General features: G+C 54.7%; 18 protein-coding genes and 1 pseudogene. 8 read left to right on the forward strand and 11 right to left on the reverse strand.

Annotated elements, in window-relative coordinates; translation table 11 throughout:
- The first annotated feature begins 69 nt into the window (after window positions 1–69).
- The 4 genes from F7R20_RS02685 to F7R20_RS02700 all read left to right on the forward strand — a co-directional run bounded on the left by F7R20_RS02685 (window position 70) and on the right by F7R20_RS02700 (window position 4,164).
- Window positions 70–852 (forward strand): ABC transporter substrate-binding protein, encoded by a 783-nt coding sequence (locus F7R20_RS02685; RefSeq protein ID WP_081352535.1) that lies wholly within the window; start codon window positions 70–72, stop codon window positions 850–852.
- Between the two features lie 330 nt (window positions 853–1,182).
- Entirely contained in the window at window positions 1,183–2,145 is a 963-nt protein-coding gene (locus tag F7R20_RS02690; protein ID WP_081352534.1) for an ornithine cyclodeaminase family protein, read from the forward strand.
- 42 nt (window positions 2,146–2,187) lie between these two features.
- The gene (locus F7R20_RS02695) at window positions 2,188–3,306 is read left to right on the forward strand and encodes an aminotransferase (protein ID WP_081352533.1); all 1,119 of its coding nucleotides are present in this window, start codon (window positions 2,188–2,190) and stop codon (window positions 3,304–3,306) included.
- 252 nt (window positions 3,307–3,558) lie between these two features.
- A complete protein-coding gene (locus F7R20_RS02700) occupies window positions 3,559–4,164 on the forward strand; it encodes a helix-turn-helix transcriptional regulator (RefSeq protein ID WP_081352532.1) in 606 nt (201 codons plus the stop codon).
- Between the two features lie 329 nt (window positions 4,165–4,493).
- On the opposite strand, the gene F7R20_RS32210 is transcribed toward F7R20_RS02700, so the two are convergent.
- The 11 genes from F7R20_RS32210 to F7R20_RS02755 all read right to left on the reverse strand — a co-directional run bounded on the left by F7R20_RS32210 (window position 4,494) and on the right by F7R20_RS02755 (window position 15,524).
- The gene (locus tag F7R20_RS32210) at window positions 4,494–4,826 is read right to left on the reverse strand and encodes a helix-turn-helix domain-containing protein (RefSeq protein ID WP_081352531.1); all 333 of its coding nucleotides are present in this window, start codon (window positions 4,824–4,826) and stop codon (window positions 4,494–4,496) included.
- A gap of 91 nt (window positions 4,827–4,917) precedes the next feature.
- Complete coding sequence (gene nudC, locus F7R20_RS02710) at window positions 4,918–5,748, reverse strand: NAD(+) diphosphatase (protein ID WP_081352530.1); 831 nt, start codon at window positions 5,746–5,748, stop codon at window positions 4,918–4,920.
- Between the two features lie 115 nt (window positions 5,749–5,863).
- On the reverse strand, window positions 5,864–6,256 hold the full coding sequence (locus F7R20_RS02715) for an ACT domain-containing protein (RefSeq protein ID WP_081352529.1): 393 nt from the start codon (window positions 6,254–6,256) through the stop codon (window positions 5,864–5,866).
- A gap of 51 nt (window positions 6,257–6,307) precedes the next feature.
- Entirely contained in the window at window positions 6,308–7,531 is a 1,224-nt protein-coding gene (locus F7R20_RS02720; protein WP_081352528.1) for a M20 aminoacylase family protein, read from the reverse strand.
- 29 nt (window positions 7,532–7,560) lie between these two features.
- The gene (locus tag F7R20_RS02725; protein ID WP_081352527.1) at window positions 7,561–8,319 is read right to left on the reverse strand and encodes an ATP-binding cassette domain-containing protein; all 759 of its coding nucleotides are present in this window, start codon (window positions 8,317–8,319) and stop codon (window positions 7,561–7,563) included.
- Window positions 8,316–9,080 (reverse strand): histidine ABC transporter permease HisM, encoded by a 765-nt coding sequence (gene hisM / locus F7R20_RS02730; protein ID WP_081352526.1) that lies wholly within the window; start codon window positions 9,078–9,080, stop codon window positions 8,316–8,318. Before hisM ends, F7R20_RS02725 begins: the two co-directional genes overlap by 4 nt.
- Window positions 9,077–9,766 carry an ABC transporter permease gene (locus F7R20_RS02735; protein WP_081352525.1) on the reverse strand — a complete coding sequence of 230 codons (690 nt, stop codon included), beginning with the start codon at window positions 9,764–9,766 and terminating at the stop codon, window positions 9,077–9,079. Before F7R20_RS02735 ends, hisM begins: the two co-directional genes overlap by 4 nt.
- 93 nt (window positions 9,767–9,859) lie before the next feature.
- The gene (locus tag F7R20_RS02740) at window positions 9,860–10,633 is read right to left on the reverse strand and encodes an ABC transporter substrate-binding protein (protein ID WP_081352524.1); all 774 of its coding nucleotides are present in this window, start codon (window positions 10,631–10,633) and stop codon (window positions 9,860–9,862) included.
- Between the two features lie 99 nt (window positions 10,634–10,732).
- Window positions 10,733–12,259, reverse strand: a complete 1,527-nt coding sequence (gene hutH, locus F7R20_RS02745; RefSeq protein ID WP_081352523.1) for a histidine ammonia-lyase — start codon at window positions 12,257–12,259, stop codon at window positions 10,733–10,735.
- 37 nt (window positions 12,260–12,296) lie between these two features.
- Window positions 12,297–13,820: an amidohydrolase family protein gene (locus F7R20_RS02750; RefSeq protein ID WP_081352522.1), complete on the reverse strand. Its 1,524-nt coding sequence runs from the start codon at window positions 13,818–13,820 to the stop codon at window positions 12,297–12,299.
- A 9-nt stretch (window positions 13,821–13,829) separates the two neighbouring features.
- Window positions 13,830–15,524: a urocanate hydratase gene (locus tag F7R20_RS02755; RefSeq protein WP_081352521.1), complete on the reverse strand. Its 1,695-nt coding sequence runs from the start codon at window positions 15,522–15,524 to the stop codon at window positions 13,830–13,832.
- Window positions 15,525–15,720: 196 nt separating this feature from the next.
- Here F7R20_RS02755 and F7R20_RS02760 point away from each other — a divergent pair, with 196 nt between their 5' ends.
- The 4 genes and pseudogenes from F7R20_RS02760 to F7R20_RS32215 form a co-directional block, all read left to right on the forward strand.
- Window positions 15,721–17,091, forward strand: coding sequence for a dihydroorotase (locus F7R20_RS02760; protein WP_081352520.1), 1,371 nt, complete (start codon window positions 15,721–15,723; stop codon window positions 17,089–17,091).
- 1 nt (window position 17,092) lies between these two features.
- Window positions 17,093–18,352, forward strand: a complete 1,260-nt coding sequence (locus tag F7R20_RS02765) for a Zn-dependent hydrolase (protein WP_081352519.1) — start codon at window positions 17,093–17,095, stop codon at window positions 18,350–18,352.
- 95 nt (window positions 18,353–18,447) lie between these two features.
- A complete protein-coding gene (locus F7R20_RS02770) occupies window positions 18,448–19,371 on the forward strand; it encodes a LysR family transcriptional regulator (RefSeq protein WP_162276483.1) in 924 nt (307 codons plus the stop codon).
- 103 nt (window positions 19,372–19,474) lie between these two features.
- Window positions 19,475–20,500: pseudogene (locus tag F7R20_RS32215) on the forward strand (HAMP domain-containing protein); the annotation flags it as partial.
- Window positions 20,501–20,554 lie beyond the last annotated feature (54 nt).

Genomic DNA, 20,554 nt, shown 5'->3' on the forward strand with positions numbered 1-20,554 from the left:
TCACCTGCCTTGGCGAGCTGCTTTTCGCGGCTTCTCCAACAAAACCAATAATCCATCTGAGGCATCACAATGAAAATCCAAGCAGTGTTTATCGGCATGGCGCTCACCTTCACCCTCCCCCTGTCCATGGCCCAGGCAGCGGATGAAACGTTGAAGATAGGCATAGAAGCGGCCTACCCCCCATTTGCCTCCAAATCGCCAAATGGTGAAATTGTCGGTTTCGATTACGAGATAGGCAACGCGCTTTGCGCAGAGATGCAGATCAAGTGCCAATGGATCGAGCAGGAATATGACGGCCTGATTCCGGCTCTGAAAGTGAAAAAAGTCGATGCGATTTTGTCGTCGATGTCGATCACTGAAGAGCGTAAGAAATCTGTGGATTTCACGGATAGGTATTACCAGAGCCCCGCTCGGCTGGTGATGAAAAGCGGAACACAAATTGGGGATGACCTTTCCGGATTAAGTGGTAAGCGCATCGGCGTGCAGCGCTCCAGCATCCACGACCGCTTCGCGACAGAGACCCTGGCGCCTAAAGGAGCGGAGATCGTACGCTATACCTCGCAAAATGAAATTTATCTGGACATGAATTCCGGCCGGCTTGATGGAACTGTCGCGGACCAGATCATTCTTAGCGAGTCTCTTCTAAAATTGCCTGCGGGCCATGGATTCGCTTTTGCTGGTCCCCAGTTAACCGATCCGAAATATTTCGGTAATGGCATTGGTATCGCCTTGCGAAAAGGCGATACACCGTATGTACAGCGCTTTAATGACGCCATAAAAGCCTTGCGGGCCAAGGGTATTTACCAAGCCATCAACGCCAAGTACTTCGATTTTGATGTTTATGGTCAGTGATTGATGCCACCTACTGTGGGCGAGTAGCTACTTATGTGTTGCTCATACATCCATAAAAAACTTTAAAGAATCGGCAGCGGCTCAGCGCGCTTGCTCGGCCCGACACACCCTGCCCACCTTAATAAAAAATGCACCCACAACACCGTGTCAGCCTGGGGCCAATAGGCCCCAGTTTCGTTGGGCCAACGAATCCTGATGGCGCTTTTATGTACGGAAATACCGCTTGTAAAAGAGAACAATATATCCATAATGGATTTTAATTCCACGAATGAGGAATTCTTTTCTCACTCGCGATATCCGCCTCCATAGCCACCTTAGAGAGCGTTATCCATGTCCTCTTCCACACAAGCCCCTCTCATCGTCCAAGAAAGTGACATCAAGGCGCTGCTTCCCAAACTGGATGTGCTGGCCGCCATGCGTAGCCTGTTCATCTCCCTGGCAGCAGACCACGCGATTCAGCTACCGCAACAGCTCGTAGAGTTTCCCAACGGCCAGGGGGACTTCATCAACTATCTGGGGGTCATGAGCCAGGAACAGGTTTATGGCATCAAGACCTCCCCCTACATCAAGACCGAGGGCAAACCTCTAGTAACGGCTTGGACCATGCTGATGTCCATGGAAACAGGAGCGCCGCTGTTGCTTGCAGATGCGGGCCTGCTGACCACTTTGCGCACTGCCGCCACCACGGCGCTCGCCATCGACTCTCTGGCGCCGAAAGGTAGCAAGCGCCTGGCCGTGATCGGCAGCGGCCCAATTGCACTGGCTCACATTGAGTTTGTGAAGGGGCTGCGAGAGTGGGAAAAAATTTCTATCCACTCCCTGGAGATCCCAACACTTAGCGACAAACAACACGAGGCCATCATGGCCATTGATCCCCGCATCGCGTTATGTGAGCTGCAATCGCAAGCCGTGTCCAACGCCGATGTGGTGATGTTGTGCACGTCATCCCCCCAGCCCGTACTGCAAACGGAAATTCTGGGCCAGCCCACGCTGATTACATCAATAAGCACCAATGCGTATCGGGCCCATGAAATCGCGCCGCAGGAGCTATCGAAGATGGATGTGTATTGCGACTACCGCCACACCACGCCGCTGGCCGCGGGTGAAATGGTTATCGCAACCGAGCGTCAATGGTGGTCCACCGAAAGCTTGGCCGGAGATCTGGCGGAACTTTCCAACGGGACCGCGCCCCTGCCTGCCTACGACCGTCATGTGTTTTTCCGCTCCATCGGTTTAGGCCTGGAGGACGTGGCGATCTCCCTGGAAGTCTACAAGGCGCTGGCTCAAGGCTGAGCACCGCTTGCTTACCAATCCAACAAAACAAAAGGTACTCCTATGAAAATCAGAGAGTTCGGCGTTGAAATCTGGATGAACGCCTACGAAAACGAATGCAAGTACAACTTGGCAGAAACCTGCGTCGAGTCTTTGACTATCGAGCAACTGCTGGAAATGGCTGGCAAGAAAGACAGCATCCTCGCTGAGTTGCTGCCGCTGAAAATGACTTACGGTGCCATCGAAGGCTCCGATCGCCTGCGTAACAATGTGGCGGCCTTGTACTCGAGACAGAACAAGGAGAACGTGGTTATCACCCACGGAGCCATTGGTGCTAACGCCCTTGTGTATGAAACGCTTGTTGAACCAGGCGATCACGTTATTTCGGTGGCACCGACCTATCAGCAGCACTACTCGATTCCAGAGAGTTACGGTGCCGAGGTTTCGATTCTTCGTTTGCGAGAGGAAAATGCTTTCCTTCCAGACTTGGAAGAATTGCAAGCGTTGGTTCGCTCGAACACTAAAGTGATCGCCATCAATAATCCAAACAACCCCACCGGTGCATTGATGGATCAGGTGCGGCTGGAAAAAATTGTAGCAATTGCCCGTTCGGCCGGGGCATATCTGCTCAGCGACGAGGTCTACCGCGGCGTTGATCAGCACGGCGATGGATTTACCGTTTCAGTGGCCGATTTGTACGAGAAAGGCATCAGCACCGCCAGTATGTCCAAGGCTTTCTCGCTGGCTGGCCTGCGTCTTGGCTGGATCGTCGCACCCACCGAACTGATTCACCGCGTATCGATTCATCGTGACTACAACACTATCAGTGTCGGCATGCTTGATGACCACTTCGCCAGCATCGCCCTAGAGAACAAAGACAAAATTTTGTCTCGCAACCATTCCATTACCCGGACCAACCTCGCGTACCTGGATCAATGGGTCGCGAAGGAACCTAAAGTTTCCTACGTCAAACCAAAGTCGGGCACCACTGCTCTTCTGAAAATTGACACGGACCTTTCCTCCCGTGACCTGTGCATCAAGTTGCTGGAAAGCAAAGGCGTCATGTTCACGCCTGGCAGTGCTCTGGACATCGAGGGCTACGTGCGGATTGGCTATGCCAATGACCTGTCAGTACTCAAAGAAGGTTTGGACAAGGTTTCGCAGTTCCTTGCCAATATCTGATGCTTCCAACTGCATCGTCCGGTGCAGTGGCGTATGAGCGCGCAAATAGTGCTGACGGCGACACCGTCGGCCCTTGGCTTGCGTTCATGCGCCATCTGGAACTGGAGGCGGCTTCAGCAGACTTGACCTATATGCAGATCGAAAAAACTTTCGTTGGCCCTCGTCAGGATGATCGCGAGCCTCGGCTCGTAGTCAAATAGCGCAGATGCTACAGTTGCCCTCTACTGGACTTCCCTTGCGACCTGCCAAAGCATGAAGAAACTCAACAACTACAAGGCCATCGCCGACGGCATTGCGATGCTGTATTTCCCTCACGCTGAAGTCATTATTCACGACATAAAAACTCAGACCATCGCCCACATCGCCAACAATATTTCCAAACGAAAACTTGGGGACGACTCCGCTCTGGATGAGTTACCGGGAGATTTCGAGGCCGTCAGCAACCTCGGCCCCTACGAAAAGCTCAATTGGAATGGACAGAAAATTCGCTCCATTACGAGCGTCCTGAGAAATGATGACGAGGAGCCCGAAGCGCTACTGTGCATCAACATGAATTTCTCGGTACTGGAAATGGCGCGCGAGGCGTTGAATAGTTTCTTTGAGCCTAGCCGAATCCTTCCGCAGCCCGAGGCATTGTTTCGGGACGACTGGCAAGAACGCATCAACACTTTTCTGCATGCGTGGTTGAAAGAACATAATCTTTCGCTCCCCGGGCTGACCCGTAACCACAAGCGTCTGCTGGTCGAGGCGCTGTTTGCCGAAGGCGCTTTCGAAGGGCGTAGTGCCACGGATTACATTGCCAACGTTTTGTCGATGGGAAGGGCTACGGTCTACAAGTATGTGAAGCTCTTGCGATAGGCAACGTGACTCGGTTCTAGCCTCTCGGCGCGGTCATGGCTGGGAACTGCAGGGAGTTCCTCAAGACTCATTTTGCTTTCATAGTTAGCGCAATACGCCCTCGCCGCGCTGAACACGGCAATGGCCCGAGCTAACACCGTTTCGGTGTCGGTTCGATGGCGAGCGGCCTTCGAGCCATATTGCCGAAAACTGAAATTTTCAGGATCCTCGGTTGACCGGCTTAGCCGACGCAAAAGCGGCACAGCAAATCCCCCTGATAGGCTGAGTCAGCATGGCTTAATCGCCCACAGCGCAAGCAGTTATCTGTCGGGCTTCTTGGAAATAATCCATCAGTCAATTTTGGTCGCACGGTCGTTGTTGTGCCTCATATGCTGATCTCCTCTCCTCCCTATACATAGCGTTAGGCCGAACTGCTCCAACACTGAATTGACGGTATGCATCGTGGGATTTCCACAGCCAAGCTCAAACTGGCTGAGGGTCCTCCTGGATATTTTGCATTGCTTGGCGAAATCATCTTGATTCATTTTTAGAACGTCATTGCGCAGTAGTCGAACCGCATCCCCAAGGGTGATGCGTCCTAACCGTATACGTTCCTGAACTGAAAGGACAATGGATCGCACCTCCTCTTCGTCCTCAGCCCCGTAACCCATCTGACCGATCATATCCAAACAGTGCTCACACCAAAGGCAGCAAATAGCGCCTGCCAGCTGCCTTGTTCACTGAACATAGGGGATAAAAAACAACGTAGGAGAGTCACCTCGGCAGTTGCGGATCTGCCATTCCACCTCTTCGCGCACGGTAGAGGTCGATCAGGTACCGGGAAATAGACCGTTGCGATGAGAGCTGCGGCAAGGTGTTGAGGTTGAACCAGCGCGCGTCCTCAATTTCATCTGCTTGCGGCGTTATTTCACCAGACGAATATTCTGCGTGAAAACCAAACATCATGGAGTGCGGATAGGGCCAAGATTGACTGGCCATGTATTTGACGTTTTTTACGTCGACCCCGACCTCTTCTCGAATTTCACGGATGACGCATTCTTCAATCGACTCACCGGGTTCGACGAAACCTGCCAGGGTGCTGTAAAGACCTGGGGGAAAGGTCGCTGACCGAGCGAGCAGGACTTCATCGTCACGTGTCACCAACACAATCATGCAAGGCGAAAGCCTGGGAAAGTAAGTCAGGTCGCACGCGGCGCAACGAGTGGACCTTTCAACTGCTGACACCTGCGTAGCACAACCACACGCCCCACAGAATCGATGTTGGCGTGCCCACGTGCTGATCTGAGCCGCATATCCAAGCATTCGGAACGTTTCGATATCACGTTCCAGCATCAACGGACGCAGCGTTTGCCATACACAACCCGATACAGCGTCAGCCCCATCCACCACCACCAAATGCACAGGTTGGCCACCGAAAAAACCAATGCCATGTTTAGCAGCTATGTTCAGGAATTTTTCACATACCCACTCATAAGCGAACAACAGCCCCTTGGGCCCAACCAAAAAACCTTCGGGGCCATGCACCAGCACCTGGTCCAGTTTCATTTGAAAGTCGAGTAAAGCCGATGTCCAAAGACGCGACATGGATAGTTCTCCATTCGTTCGTTGTGGCTGCAAAGATGAACTCACATCAGCTGAACACTTATGAGGTGGCGCTCAGCTGGTGAGTGATCCGGCGAGGATGCGGAGGCGGATGGGCTCAATTCAGAATCGAGTGACCTGCGTCACGTAGCACGGCAAGACCTTCGGTAAATCGGTCTGCTTTGAGCAGCAGGAAGTCGCCATCGAAGGTGGACACCACAAACACGCCGAAACCGGCTTCGGTCAACGGGCGCACGACAGACAGGACAATGCCGGTCTCATCGAATGCGAAGGGCCCAACGAACTGCACACAACTCCAGTCACGATCGATTTTAACGCCTTCGGGCACGCGACTTTGATGGCAGACAATGGACAGTTCATCCGCAGAGCGCGCGATGTTTACAAAACCTTCCCCATCCGCCCAGGCGGGGATCGGGGCTTTGCTGTCCAACCGAGAGATCGAATAAAGCTCGGATAATACTTTCAGGCGAATGCTTTTGACCAGTTTCATGGCGTTCCTAATGGTTGGTTTATATCGGCATTAGCCGCTGAATTCTGTTGGTTAAATCAGCGGTTTTTTCATGGCACCTTTCTGAAGCCAGGTTTCAGCCAGGCGAACCCAGTAAGTAGCTCCGATCGGTAAGATATCGTCGTTGAAATCAAAACTGGCGTTGTGCAGAACACATGGCCCTGGACCATGACCGGCACCACGATGAACACCCTCACCATTGCCATTGCCGATGAATACATAGCACCCCGGTTTATGTTCGAGCATGTGAGCGAAGTCTTCGGCGGCCATGGTGGGCTTCCCATTGGTGATGACCTGCTCCTCACCGACCAATTTTCGCAGGACCTCAATACAGACGCTTGTCTCGCACAAGTGATTGATGAGCGGTGGATAATCGGACTTGAACGACGTTTCCACACGGCAGCCAAAGGCATCAGCAGCGCCTCTGGCGATCTCCGTCATGCGCCTTTCGATCAACGCCATGGCGTCACGGGAAAAGGCTCTGAATGTTCCTCCCAACCAGGCGTCATCCGGGACGACGGTCAGGCTTCCATCACGGCCTGCATGGACATTCGTGACGGAGACCACAGCCGAGTCCTGGGTATCCAGATTGCGCGTAATGATGCTTTGCAACGCTTGGGCGACATGCATCAAGGGCTGCAGAGGGTCAATGCATTGATGCGGTAACGCGGCGTGCCCGCCCTTGCCAAACAGTCGGATACGAAACTCGGTATCAGAGGCCATCATCGCCCCTGAGCGAACAGCAAACTGCCCCGCGTCCAGACCTGGCCAGTTGTGCATGCCGAACACCGCATTCATCGGAAACAGCTCAAAAAGTCCCTCCTCGATCATTTTCCTCGCACCGGCATCAAGTTCTTCGGCGGGTTGAAAGATGAAATACACGGTGCCATCGATGCGTCGGGTACGTGCGAGTTCGAATGCCGCGGCCAACAACATTGCACAGTGCCCATCATGGCCACAGGCATGCATTTTTCCTCCGTGGATGGATGCATGATCGAACTGGTTGAGTTCCTGAATTGGCAGCGCATCCATGTCCGCCCGTAAGCCAATGGATTTGTTGCCGGTACCGCATCGCAAAGTACCCACTACTCCAGTGCCCGCAAGCCCCCGGTGTACCTCCAAACCCCACGACTCGAGCGTGCATGCAATCAAGTCAGCGGTCCTTTGCTCTTCGAAAGCTAATTCCGGGTGGCGATGGATGTCCCGCCTCAAGGCATAGATTGCCTCAGGGACTTTGATCCAGGCTGTTTGCTTCATGACCACTCTCCGGCCGAATGAGTCACCGATCACTTGAGATCTAACGCAAGAAACTGGCGCAGACGAGTGCTCTGTGGGTTGTCAAAGAGCTGTTCAGGCTGGCCCTGTTCTTCAATCTTTCCCCCGTGCAAAAACACCACTTGAGTTGAAGCATTTCGGGCGAAACTCATTTCATGGGTCACAACGATCATGGTCCGGCCCTCCTGGGCGAGCTCTTGCATGATCTTCAGCACCTCCCCCACCAATTCCGGATCCAGAGCGGACGTTGGCTCATCGAACAGCATGACCTCGGGCTCGACAGCTAGTGCACGTGCGATCGCCACACGCTGTTGCTGGCCGCCGGATAGATGAGCCGGGTAGCTGTCATGGAAACGCGCGTCCAATCCTACTTTTTCCAGATAAGCAATCGCTCGGGTACGGGCCTCTTCCTTGCTGACCTTAAGTGCATGAACCGGAGCCATACTGACATTCTCCAGCACCGTCATGTGCGCCCAAAGATTGAAGTGCTGAAAAACCATTGCCAGCCGAGTGCGTAGCCCCTGCAAGGCACGGCGATCCGGACGAATCGGTTTGCCCGCACCGACATCAATGGTCAGGTTGTCCAGACTGACCCGACCGCTATCAGGTTGTTCAAGAAAGTTGATGCAGCGCAAAAAGGTACTTTTACCGGAACCGCTCGAGCCAATGATGCTGATGACTTCGCCGCGCTTGGCGCTCAAAGAGACCCCGTGCAGGACTTTATGATTGCCATAGGTTTTGTGAATGTTTTCAACGGTCAGGGCGTTCATACCAGGCTGCCTTCTTTGATGAGGGGGACAGGGCGCTCGATGTCTGTTTGAGACTTGCGTGGCTTGAGGTGCCTGAGCCAGCGCTTTTCGGCGCGATTGAAACTGGCGATGATGCAAAACGAGATCATCAGATAGAGCAGCGATGCAAGACCGTAGGTGGTAAACGTTGCATAGGTTTCAGCATTGACGTCGCGAGCCACTTTAAGGATGTCTGGCACCGTGGCTGTAAACGCGAGTGTCGTGCCATGCAGCATGAAAATGACCTCGTTGCTGTAAGCCGGCAGCGCCCGCCGCAATGCACTAGGCAGTATTACTTTGAGGTTGAGTGTCGTTGCACTTAAGCCAAAGGCCCTTCCCGCTTCGACTTCGCCCCGACTACTGGCGCGAATAGAGCCGACCAGTATCTCCGTCATGTAGGCGCACTCATTGAGCACAAACGCAAGCAAGGTGCAGCAATAGGCATCGCGGAAGAAGTCGTTAAGGAGTGGCGTATCTTGGATGAACGCCAAGCTGTACAAGCCGCTGTAGATAATCAGCAACTGCACGTACAGCGGAGTGGTCCGGAAGGTATAGGTGTACAACCAGATTACTGCGCTCAAGGAGCGTAACGACGACACCCGGCCCAAGGCCAAGGGAATCGACAAGATAAAGCCGCCGAGTGTGGAAACAATTAACAGCATCAAGGTGACAGCCACCCCGCTCCACTGCTGACCGTCGGTCCAGAGGAAGCTCTGCCAATAAGTTTGAAAGAGTTCGATCATAATTCTGCCTCCCGCACCCATCCTGCAGAGCGATTCTTGACCCAGTACAAGAGCAAGCTGGAAAAACCAGACAGGCAGAAATAAACCCCGCCAGCAATCATCATGAACATCAGCGTATGGTGGGTGCTCCGACCCGCCTCTTGGGCGGCCATGACCAGATCACTGAGCCCAATGATCGAAACCAGCGCCGTCGCCTTGACCAACACCTGCCAATTGTTACTGATACCCGGCAACGCAAAGCGGATCAGCTGTGGCAGCAGCACTTTTTGAAATGTTTGCCGAGACGAAAGTCCATAGGCACTGGCGGCTTCAGCTTGGCCTTTATCGATTGCCAAGAAGGCGCCCCGAAACGTTTCCGCGAAATACGCACCGTAGATAAAACCCAAGGTTATGACGCCGGCAGCAAAGGGGTCGATGTCGAAACGACCCAATGCGAGTTTGTCGGTTACCTGGTTGATCCCAATTTGGATGGTGTAGAACAACAGCAACATCAACGCCAGATCCGGAACCCCCCGGATTAAGGTGGTGTAGCACTGAGCGGGGAAGGACAGCCAGGGTTTGCCTGACAGTTTTGCCAACGCGCTAATCAGCCCAAGAGACAGAGCCAGTACCAGCGCTATCAGCGCTAATTCGACGGTACTCAAGGCACCTTTCGCAATCAAGGGTAGATATTCAAGCCATTGCATGGCGCATTACTCGCAATAGATGTACAGAACGATCGACACAGGGCCGACCATGGCTCTAAACCAGCCGTCATGGCGGCAAAATTGCGCGTGCCGTCAACCGCCGTAGATATCGAAGTCGAAGTATTTACTGGCGATCCTTTTATAGGTGCCATCAGCCAGCATCCCGGCAATGGCCTTGTCTATACCGCTCTTGAGATGCTGATCTTCCTTGCGAAGACCTATCGCCGTACCACTTCCCAGAACCTTGGCATCAACAATGATCGGGCCAGCGAACTCATAGCCTTTACCCTGATCTGTTTTCAAAAAAGCATAGGTCGCCTGCACCTCATCCTGCAGCGAGGCATCGATACGGCCATTCACCAAATCAGCGTAAACCTGGTCTTGGCTGGCGTAGGCTTGGAGCTTTATGCCAGGGACTTTCCAGTAAGTACGGGCATAGGACTCTTGAATGGTGCCTTGCTGATAGCCCACCGTTTTACCCTTAAGCCCAGCGGGTGTCGGCAAGATTCCCGAGCCAGTACGAGCCACAAGACGCGTGGAGGGGTTGGAGAGTTTGGCGCTGAAGTCGATCTGTTTCAGGCGTTGCTCGGTGATCGATAGACTCGACAATACGCCATCGAATTTGCGTGCCAGCAAACCCGGAATCAAACCGTCAAAGCTGCTCTGAATGTATTCGCACTTAACGGCCATTCGTTTACAGATTTCATCACCCAGCTCGATGTCGAAACCGATCATCTTGCCTTGCGCGTCACGGTATTCGAGCGGTGGATAAGTCGGGTCGACGCCAAGGCGAAGCACGTCTTCAGCCTTTGCCCCGGGAGCGCAAAGGAGCAACACTACACAAGCCACAACGAGATTCTTATTCATGATTATTTCTCTATGAGGTAATCGGCAGACTTCAGTAGGTTTGGATCTGGTTCTTGTTATCCATCGCCTCCACAACCAGGCAGGCGATGGGTGACGCACTTAGAACAGTGTCTTCAGCTCCGGGCAGTCCTCGACCAGCGCGCCGCTGCGAATCAACTCGGCAACGCTGGCCATGTCCGGAGCGATAGGCCGATCTACGTTCATTGCCGGTACGCTTCTGCGAATGCTGGCAATCACCGGTGCCAGGCGGGCGCTGTATGGTTCGCCGCCGCGCAGATCTAGACCTTGAGCCGCACACAGTGCCTCGATAGAGAGGATTCCGCGCAAGGTACGAGTCATGTTCAGAAGACGGCGGGCGCCGTGCGTGGCCATTGACACGTGATCTTCCTGATTGCCCGCAGTCGGGATGGTGTCGATAGAGGCCGGGGTCGCCCGCTGCTTGTTTTCAGAGGCCATGGCGGCCGCAGAAATATGTGCGGTCATGTAGCCCGAGTGGAGTCCTGCATCGACGGTCAACATTGGCGGAAGACCCGAAAACGATGGATCGAGCAGCAAGTTACAGCGACGCTCGGACAGGTTACCGATTTCAGTAATGGCGATGGCCAACATGTCTGCGGCAAACGCTACCGGCTCGGCGTGGAAGTTGCCGCCGGAAATGACTTCACCGGTTTCAACGAAAATCAGCGGGTTGTCGGAAGCCGCGTTGCTCTCGATCTCAAGCATGACACTGGCGTTGCGAATCATGTCCAGGCACGCACCCAACACTTGCGGTTGGCAGCGAATGCTATAAGGGTCTTGCACCTTGCCGGACGCTTGGGAAATGGCCCGCATCGGACTGTCGTCGAGCAGTCGCTTGAAGGCGGCTCCCACGGCGATCTGTCCCGGATGGCCGCGCAATGCCTGGATGCGTGGATCAAACGGACTCGCGATACCGGCAAGGGCCTCGGTGGTCAGGCTGCCGATCGCGATAGCGGCCATGAACGCGTTTTCCAAGGCGAAAAGGCCGGTCAGCGCCAATGCGGTCGACACTTGAGTGCCATTCATCAACGCCAGACCTTCCTTGGGCGCCAGCACGATCGGAGTCAGGCCAGCGCGAGCAAGGGCTTCGCCACCGTCAAGCAGTTCGCCTTCATACCAAGCTTGACCCATGCCGATCATCACTGCTGTCATGTGTGCCAGAGGCGCCAGGTCACCGCTGGCACCGACCGAGCCCTGAGCAGGAATAAACGGGATGACTCCGCGCTCTCGCATGTCTTCGAGCAACTCCACGGTGCGATACTGTGCCCCCGAAGCACCGCGTCCTAGGCTCGCCACTTTCAATGCCATGACAAGACGAACAACGTCGGCCCCCAGCGCAGGGCCGTAGCCGGTCATATGCGACATAACAAGGTTTTTCTGTAACTGGCACAGGTCTGCATCGCTGATCCGTACGTTGGCCAGTTTCCCGAAGCCGGTGTTCAAGCCATAGACCGCGCGACCGCTATCGACCAGCGTATCGACCATCTTCGCTGCCGCCTCAATGCCAGCCCTTGCGCTTTCGCAAAGGCGTGCCGGAGCTCCGTTGTAAATAGCACGCCAGGTAGAAATTCGCGTTTCGCCTGGAACAATTTTTTGTAGTGTGTTCATGTTTTTTTCTCGCTGTTCGTAAAGGAGTTGAAGCGAACTAAACCGGTTTGGTATCCAGTTTGAACCGATCAAACTGGTTGATTGACTGGCGCATATCCCCCATTTGCGGGTCGTTCAGGCAATCTCGATAAGCGTCCTCGAGATAGGGTCGCAAGATGTCACTGGCGCTTTGTCCGCTGCGAATTCTTCCTTGCAGTGTTGGCATGCGTTCCACTAACTCAAGCATCAGCGCCTCCTCGTCGATTCGAGTAATTCGGCCCTGATCCACCAACTTGCGGCCGCCCACATAGACGTCGCGCACGGAGTTCCCCTGTTCGCAGAAAACCAACTGCGTCAGAGCATCGTTAAGCGGAGTGAAGGCACTGGTCTTCAAGTCGATCAGGCAGAAGTCAGCTTGTTTACCTACCTCGATCGAACCTGTCTGAGCGCCCCGTCCGACGGCTTTGGCGCCGCCGAGCGTGGCCATGTTGAACGCCTGTATCGCATCAACCGGGCAGACCGCGCTTTGATCAAGGAGTGCGTTCGAAAGCGCTGCCAGGCGCATAGCATCAAACATCGAGTTCAGGTCATTGCCATTGTTGTTATCAGTTCCCAAGCCGACGTTCACGTGACGCCGCAGCATCTCAGCGACAGGCGCCACCCCACTCCCCAGCTTCATATTGCAGGCAGGGTTGTGCACGATACTTGAGCCTCTACGAGCTATAAGATCGAGTTCGTCAGGTGAGAGCCAAACCCCGTGGGCCAGGACACTACGTGGAGTCAGCAAGCCAAGGTCGTCCATGTAAGCGGCCATCGGCTTGCCGTAGTACTTCGCCGCCGTCAGTGCCTGGATCCGGGTTTCCAACAGATGGATCAGCACCGGACGATCGTATTGCTCGGCCAGCGCCCAGGTCTGTTGTAAAAAGTCTGCACTGCAGCGCTGCGGACCGGAAGGTGAAAACACAAACCGCACTCGGCCGTTCCAACTGCGGGCCAGCTCCTGCCAATGCTCGAGTACCCGTTCTGCGGCCTGAGACGACACACTGCCCTTAAGGTCGTTGGGCAACCGCTCGGTCAGGTAGGGAATACCTTCTTGAAACGGCCGGTCAGCCCACGCCACACTCACATCGGCACGCATCCCAAGGTCCGAATAAGCCTGAAACGCGGAATGCACGACCTCTGGTTCCAGATGCCCGCCAAAGTGAATGTCATCGACCACGGTAGTGATGCCACTTCGCAGCATTTCGATACCGTTCAGCAATGTGCGCAGGTACACCTCGCGGGCCGTCCAACCACGTCGATAAGACGGCGGGTTGTATAAGCCCATCCAGACTTCCAATGGAATACCGGAAAAACGGCCCTTGTCGAAACGATCGTGTGAATGATGATGAGCGTTGATTAACCCGGGAATCAGCAACTTGCCCCGACCGTCGGTACACTCGTCGAGATTAACCGTGGACAGATCGATTCGCGGTGCCAGGCCAACGAAGCGATCGCCATCAATCAATACATCCACAACCTGGGCGGTCGCATCGCCCATGCCGACCACGCTGACCTGTTCGATCAAATGAAGAAGGGCCATGACGATTTCCTATTCCCCGCGGTACTGGGTAGCTTGAGGGGACCACCAGAGAGGAATTTCGATGGCGTTGTCAGTCAATGGCCCCTCCCCTTTGGAAACGGTTTTGGCCATTGGATAACCGGCTTGTGCGTGGCGCACGACACCAATGCCCGAGTCCGTCGTAAGGCACGCATCCAGGCGCAGATCGGCTTCCTCTGAACCATCGGCAATCATCGTTACGCCGGTGTGTGCAGAGATCCCCATGGTGCCGTTGGACTGAATCGCGACCAGGTCGGCCATCGCCGAAACGTTCAGCAAGGCGTTCAGGTATGGCCAGTCGGAGATTGCGTCTGAGCCGTCCAGCATGTTTTCGGTCTCAAAAGCCGGGTTGGCAATCGAACCGGTATCCAGGTTGTCTCGGGAGAAAGCCACCGGCCCGGCCAGTTCACCGGAACGCACCAAGGCATTGACCGCAAGGCCGAAGGCCCGGCGCTGACCAAACCCGAGGAAGCAGATACGTGCTGGGAGCCCTTCTACTGGCAAGCGATGACGGGATGTCGAGATCCAACGAGTGACGAGGCTGTCATCCTTGAACATCTCCAATGCCAGATCATCCAGACGCCTCTGGTCAGAGACTTCGCCGGAGACACAGGTCCAGCGGAATGGACCTCGACCGAGGAAAAACAATGGCCGCACGTACTCGGCAATACAGCCCGGATAGGCAAAGGCTTCTTCCTTGGACATCCCGGCATCCACGGCTTCTTTGCGCACAAAGGTGCCGTACTCAAACACCACCGAACCCGCTTCCTGGAAGCGAGTCATCGCGCGGACGATACGGATCATCGATTGACGAGAGGCGACCATGTAGGCGTCACGGTCGGTTTCCAGCAGTGCCGCGGCGTCTTCCAGCGTCAACCCGGAAGGGATCAGCGCAAACGGGTCATGGCAGGGGCACATCTCGGTGACGATGTCTGGCCGCCAGCCGTAACCAAGCGCCTGCTCCAGAGCGTCGACCATGTTGCCCAGAACGACAATCGACAATGCCCGCCCTTCACGCTTGGCACTCTCCGCCATTTCAATGGCTTCTTCGAGGGATGCCGCCTGGACATCGGCATAGCCGGCGGCAAGACGTTCTACGATGCTCTGTTGGCGGACTTCTACGGTGACACTTACACCGCCGTGCATGGTCATTGCCAATGGCTGCGAACGGCCCATTCCCCCCAGGCCCGCCGTGAAGAATATGCGGCCTTTCAACGCGCTGTCGAAGTGACGATCGGCCACCAGCGCCAGGGTCTCGAAGGTGCCTTCAATCACGCCCTGGCTGCCTATGTATTGCCATGGGCCGGCGGTATACGAGGCGAACGCCGTCAGATTCTGTGCACTGAGGTCATAGAATTTCGGCCAGTCGGCTTTGATTACGTTGCTGTTAGCCATCACTACCCGCGGCGCCAGACGATGGGTCTTGAAAATGGCAACCGGCATACCTGATTGGATCGCTAGCGTTTCGTCATTCTCCAGAGACTTGAGCGACTGGACGATCGCGTCATAGCTCTCCCAATTGCGCGCGGCCTTGCCAATACCACCGTAAACGATCAGACGCGAAGCGTCCTCAGCATTTTCCAAGTTATTTTCCAACATGCGCAGGATGGTTTCCTGCTTCCATCCCTTGCACCGCAAGGTACTGCCACGGGCAGCCATGATTTGTTTAGCTTTTTGCTGAGTCATGTCGAGCCACTCTCGCTGAGGTTATGCGGAAGCACCTTTGGCAGGCTTCCCCTTGAATGGCTCGAATTATTCAAACCTCAGCAGCTCAGAACTATGCCAAAAGTTGCAAGTAAAGTTGCCACTTGCTGCATGGTTGGCTTGCCTGCCTCTGTCGATACTCGCTCAAAGCTTATTCACCCGATGACGAGGCTGATGTATGAGTGATTTTGATCTGGTAGTACGTGGACGCATCGTCGATAGCCAGCAGACCGCAGAAGACGGCTGGCTAGCCGTGATTGACGGGCGCATTGCAGCTCGCGGAAGCGGCATGCCGCCTGCGGCCAGAGACACGTTGGATGAACGTGGGCACTGGATTTTGCCGGGGGTCATCGATGGACAGGTTCATTCGGGCAGCCAGGCCAACCAGGAGGGTCTCGGTTGGGCCAGCCGCGCTGCCGCTGCCGGTGGCATTACCGTCATGGTCGACATGCCTTATGACGATCCTGAACCTGTGGCCTGTGCCGAACAACTGACACGCAAGGCCCGCGAGGTCGAAGAAACCTGCCATGTCGATGTAGGTTTATTCGCCACGGTCAACGAAAACCATGGCGTCGCAGCGATACCCGGATTGATCGAGGCTGGAGCTTGCGCCTTCAAGTTCTCGACGTTCGAAGCTGCACCGGGCCGCTTTCCGCGTATCGAAGAGGACCTGTTGGCAGAGTTGTTCACCTTGATCGCACCTTCTGGCCTTGTGTGTGGCGTGCACAATCAGATGCAGGAACTGACGCGCAAGAACATCAATCGCCTCATTGAGGCTGGCGATACCGGTTGGGATGCGTTCCTTCGGGCTCACCCCCCTCTGGTGGAAGATCTTGCCACCGCATTGATTTATGAGATTGGTGCGCAGACAGGTGCCAGGGCCCATCCAGTACACGTTTCAACCAGTCGCGGCTTCGAACTGTGCGAGATGTACCGCAAGGCAGGACACAAGGCGAGTATCGAAACCTGCATTCAATATTTGATGCTCAACCATGAAGAACATACACGGCGCTTCGGCGCCAAAACCAAGCACTACCCTCCGATCAGACCCAAGGCCGAAACCGAAAAGCTGTGGGAGCACATCGCCAAAGGTCACTGCACGTTCGTTTCTTCTGACCACGTCAGCTGGGGCCTGGAACGCAAAGCGAATCCCAACGTGTTCCGTAATTCATCAGGTGGCCCGGGCCTCGAAACGCTCCTGCCAGCTTTTTGGACTGGCGCCATAGGCAGGGGGCTGGCGCCTTCACTCGTTGTGCAGCAACTCAGCCACAACCCCGCCAAGCACTTTCTCCTGGATGACCGCAAAGGTGATTTTGCGTTGGGGCAGGACGCTGACTTTGTGGTGTTGGCGCAAGAGCGTTATCGCTACGACCCGTCCAGCAGCCTGAGTGCAGTGACCTGGAGCTCATTCGAAGGCATGGAGTTTACTGCCAGGGTCAAGGCTACCTACTGCAGGGGCCAAAGTGTTTTCGATCAAGGGAAGATCCTCAATAAACCCGGGTACGGCCGTTTCCTTCGTCCTCGTCCATCAACACAGAGTATCTACTGACATGATTGATTCACCGTTGGAACTGAACATCGAGCGTCTCTGGAATCGGGTCAATGCCCTTTCAGCATTTACGTTGCCAAACGTGCCTTGGACCAGGCGCGCCTTTTCACCGGAGTTTGAACGAGCCCGGCAATGGTTGAGATCTGAATTCGAGTTGGCGGGCCTTACAGTGACGTTGGATGCCGGCGGCAATTTGATTGGTCAACTCGATGGTAGCGAGCCCAATCTGAAACCGCTCATCAGTGGCTCGCACTGCGACACGGTAGTGGGGGGTGGCCGGTTTGACGGCATCATCGGAGTCTTGGCCGCGCTTGAAGTTGCCCACGCCCTGAAAGACGTTGGTCGACTTTTGCGCCACCCATTGCAAGTGATCGATTTTCTCTCCGAGGAGCCGAGTGACTACGGCATTTCCTGTGTGGGTAGCCGGGCATTCTCCGGGTTGTTGACCTCGCAGATGCTGGCCTCGGAGAACCGCGCAGGTGAAACTCTGGCCACGGCTTTGACACGTATTGGCGGCGCCCCAGAGGCACTCGGCCAGGCACTCCGGGCGCCAAACAGTACTGCGGCATTTGTTGAGCTCCATATTGAACAAGGCCCCGTTCTGGAAAGCAGTGGCTTGCACATCGGCTCGGTAACCAACATCGTTGGTATTCGTCGCGTCGGCATAACTGTCCACGGTTTACCTGATCACGCGGGTACCACCCCCATGGACCTGCGTCGCGACGCGTTGGTTGGTGCGGCAGAGCTGATTCGCGAAGCTCGAAACATGGCCGCCACCATGAATGGCAATCCTCACTACGTGGTTGCCACAGTGGGTCGGTTGGATGTGACCCCCAATGTGCCAAATGCGGTACCTGGCAAGGTAGAAATGGTGTTGGAAGTTCGAAGCGATTCAAAACAGGTCTTGCTGGACTTCCCGGAACAATTGCTTGCTAGCTGTAAGCCTGTACTGGCAGACCTCAGGTTGACAATCACATCAGTACCCTTGACCTACGCCGATCCAACGGACTGCTCGCCCATCGTGATCGAAGCCGTCAGCCAAGTGGCAGAGCGTCTGGGGTACTCACACAGGACAATGCCCAGTGGAGCCGGACATGACGCGGTTTACGTGGGCGCAACAGGCCCCATGGGGATGGTTTTCGTGCCCTGCCTGAATGGGCGAAGTCATTGCCCAGAAGAATGGCTTGACCAGCAGCAGTTGTTGGACGGCACTCGAGTCCTGGCTGAAACGCTCATCTATCTGGACAGCAACCTCTCCTAAAAAATTGTTTTGGTGTACAACACTAACAAAAAGGCCGAGCGCGACCCGTCTTGTCGACACAAGCGCTCTACTCCTTGAATTTGGAGTATAAAAAGTTGAACACCCCATCGGTACCACCTCTGCACGATATTGATTTGAAGCACTGGCGATTATTTAAAGCGGTCGTCGAATGCGGCGGACTGTCTGCTGCCGAAGAGGCGACAGGAATGGGCATCTCGGCCATTAGCCGGCAACTGTCGGATCTGGAGAGCCGTTTCGGGAGCCAGCTTTGTCATCGCGGTCGTAGCGGCTTTCAACTGACTCAGGAAGGCCAAGTCGCATACACGGCGATACTCCGTTTGCTCGACTCGATCGATGAATTTCGCGAAACCCTCGCCAGCTCGAAGGGCGAGGTCAAAGGTGATTTGAGCTTGTGGTTGATCGATCATTGCACTTTCGCACCGAGCAACCCAATTGCCGCGGCACTGCAAAGCTTTTGTACTCGGTATCCGCTTGTAAACCTCAGCATTGGCGTGGCACCACCTGATGCCGTAGAGCGCGCAGTGGCTGAAAAGAAGGCGGGGGTGGGGATTACTATCTGCAAATCGGACTTCCCTTCCCTCACCTACCAGGTAATCGGCCGGGAAGCCTCAGCGTTATATTGCGGCCGCAATCATGAAGCGTTCGGCAAAAGCGAAGAAAAAGCCCGTCAGATTGTCGAGCAGACCGCACGCTATGTTCGTCGAGGATACCTGGTGCAGGATACAGCTCCCGCTTCTTTCCTGCAGAACTCAAATACCCTCGCCCACCACATCGAGGGGACCGTTCAATTACTGCTGAGCGGTGGCTTTGTCGGGATAGTTCCGGATCATATTGCTCAGCCCTGGGTAGAGAGCGGCGCATTGTATCGCCTACCCCTGCCAGAGTTCATGGTGGAACGTCCCGTGTTTGTTATCACTCGCGAATCTCAAGGGGCGTCCAGGACCGCCAGCTTGATGCAGGACGCAATCATGGATGCATTTCGTCTTACTCAGAACTAACTCCGATCGTTAAATCCGGATTGACTGAACGGGTCGGTCTTAAGCATCTGCTTGCTTGAAGTTTGTGCTTAACGCATCAACCCAAACTCATTAAGGACTTTAAATGCAACTAAAATTCCGACACAAAGTACTGACTACAGCGGCGTTGGTATCGATAATATCATTCAGCTTGTTCGCCCTATACAATGGACGGATACAAAGTCGATCAATACAAAACCAGCTACAGAATGAAATGCATCAAGGGGCCAATGCCGCAGCCAAGAATATCCAGGACTGGCTCATAGGACGACTGCTGCTGATTCAAAATTTCGCGGAGCTACTGGAGCATGATCGTTCGCCCAAGTTGATTACGAGCGTCCTTGCGCAAAAGACGATGATGACGGAATTCAACGCCTACTTTGGCGATACGGAAGGCAAAATTTTCCTGCGCCCTGGTGACTCGGTGCCTGAGGGGTATGATCCGAGAAGCCGTCCGTGGTACACATCGACTATCAACGCCAGCGGTCCTACCATTGGCGAGCCTTATAGGGACGAGGGGCCAGGTGGACTGGTCGTCACCATTGCCGCTCCCGTGGGTTCCACACAGAAACGCGAAGGCGTCGTGGCGGCGGACCTGAGTATTGAAAGCTTGGTAAAAATCGTGAACTCGATGGATTTCGGTGGCCTGGGCTATGCCTTCCTCATCGATAAGGATGGCAAAGTACTCGTCAGCCCGGATCAAGATCAATTGTCCAAATCGGTGTTTGATATCTATCAAGACAAGACCTTGCTATCGGAAGACGGCACTCGCGAAGTTCAACTGGCGGGAAAAGACCGCCTGCTACTGTTCACTCCACTAGAGAACTTGCCGCTTGAAGGTTGGCGTTTGGGGGTGTCTTTGGAAAAAGACAAGGCTTATGCGCCGCTCAAGCAATTCCGCCTAACCGTAGTGATCGCAATAATTGTCACGACAGCGACTATTTTTTTAGCGCTCAGCATGCTCATGCAATTTTTGATGCGCCCCTTAGCCAGCATGAACGACGCAATGAATGATATTGCCGGGGGCGGGGGTGATTTAACAAGACGCCTGCCGGTTATCAATAACGATGAGTTTGGGGCGCTGGCCATCGCTTTTAACACCTTTGTCGATCGAGTACAGCAGATTATTGTAAAGGTAGCTTCAAGCACTACCGAATTAAACAGG

Source organism: Pseudomonas brassicacearum subsp. brassicacearum (assembly GCF_008801605.1).
Taxonomy (GTDB): domain Bacteria; phylum Pseudomonadota; class Gammaproteobacteria; order Pseudomonadales; family Pseudomonadaceae; genus Aquipseudomonas; species Aquipseudomonas brassicacearum.

Coding starts and splice junctions, on each gene's coding strand:
- F7R20_RS02685 (WP_081352535.1), top strand. CDS start 70: ATGAAAATCCAAGCAGTGTTTATCGGCATGGCGCTCACCTTCACCCTC.
- F7R20_RS02690 (WP_081352534.1), top strand. CDS start 1,183: ATGTCCTCTTCCACACAAGCCCCTCTCATCGTCCAAGAAAGTGACATC.
- F7R20_RS02695 (WP_081352533.1), top strand. CDS start 2,188: ATGAAAATCAGAGAGTTCGGCGTTGAAATCTGGATGAACGCCTACGAA.
- F7R20_RS02700 (WP_081352532.1), top strand. CDS start 3,559: ATGAAGAAACTCAACAACTACAAGGCCATCGCCGACGGCATTGCGATG.
- F7R20_RS32210 (WP_081352531.1), bottom strand. CDS start 4,826: ATGATCGGTCAGATGGGTTACGGGGCTGAGGACGAAGAGGAGGTGCGA.
- nudC (WP_081352530.1), bottom strand. CDS start 5,748: ATGTCGCGTCTTTGGACATCGGCTTTACTCGACTTTCAAATGAAACTG.
- F7R20_RS02715 (WP_081352529.1), bottom strand. CDS start 6,256: ATGAAACTGGTCAAAAGCATTCGCCTGAAAGTATTATCCGAGCTTTAT.
- F7R20_RS02720 (WP_081352528.1), bottom strand. CDS start 7,531: ATGAAGCAAACAGCCTGGATCAAAGTCCCTGAGGCAATCTATGCCTTG.
- F7R20_RS02725 (WP_081352527.1), bottom strand. CDS start 8,319: ATGAACGCCCTGACCGTTGAAAACATTCACAAAACCTATGGCAATCAT.
- hisM (WP_081352526.1), bottom strand. CDS start 9,080: ATGATCGAACTCTTTCAAACTTATTGGCAGAGCTTCCTCTGGACCGAC.
- F7R20_RS02735 (WP_081352525.1), bottom strand. CDS start 9,766: ATGCAATGGCTTGAATATCTACCCTTGATTGCGAAAGGTGCCTTGAGT.
- F7R20_RS02740 (WP_081352524.1), bottom strand. CDS start 10,633: ATGAATAAGAATCTCGTTGTGGCTTGTGTAGTGTTGCTCCTTTGCGCT.
- hutH (WP_081352523.1), bottom strand. CDS start 12,259: ATGAACACACTACAAAAAATTGTTCCAGGCGAAACGCGAATTTCTACC.
- F7R20_RS02750 (WP_081352522.1), bottom strand. CDS start 13,820: ATGGCCCTTCTTCATTTGATCGAACAGGTCAGCGTGGTCGGCATGGGC.
- F7R20_RS02755 (WP_081352521.1), bottom strand. CDS start 15,524: ATGACTCAGCAAAAAGCTAAACAAATCATGGCTGCCCGTGGCAGTACC.
- F7R20_RS02760 (WP_081352520.1), top strand. CDS start 15,721: ATGAGTGATTTTGATCTGGTAGTACGTGGACGCATCGTCGATAGCCAG.
- F7R20_RS02765 (WP_081352519.1), top strand. CDS start 17,093: ATGATTGATTCACCGTTGGAACTGAACATCGAGCGTCTCTGGAATCGG.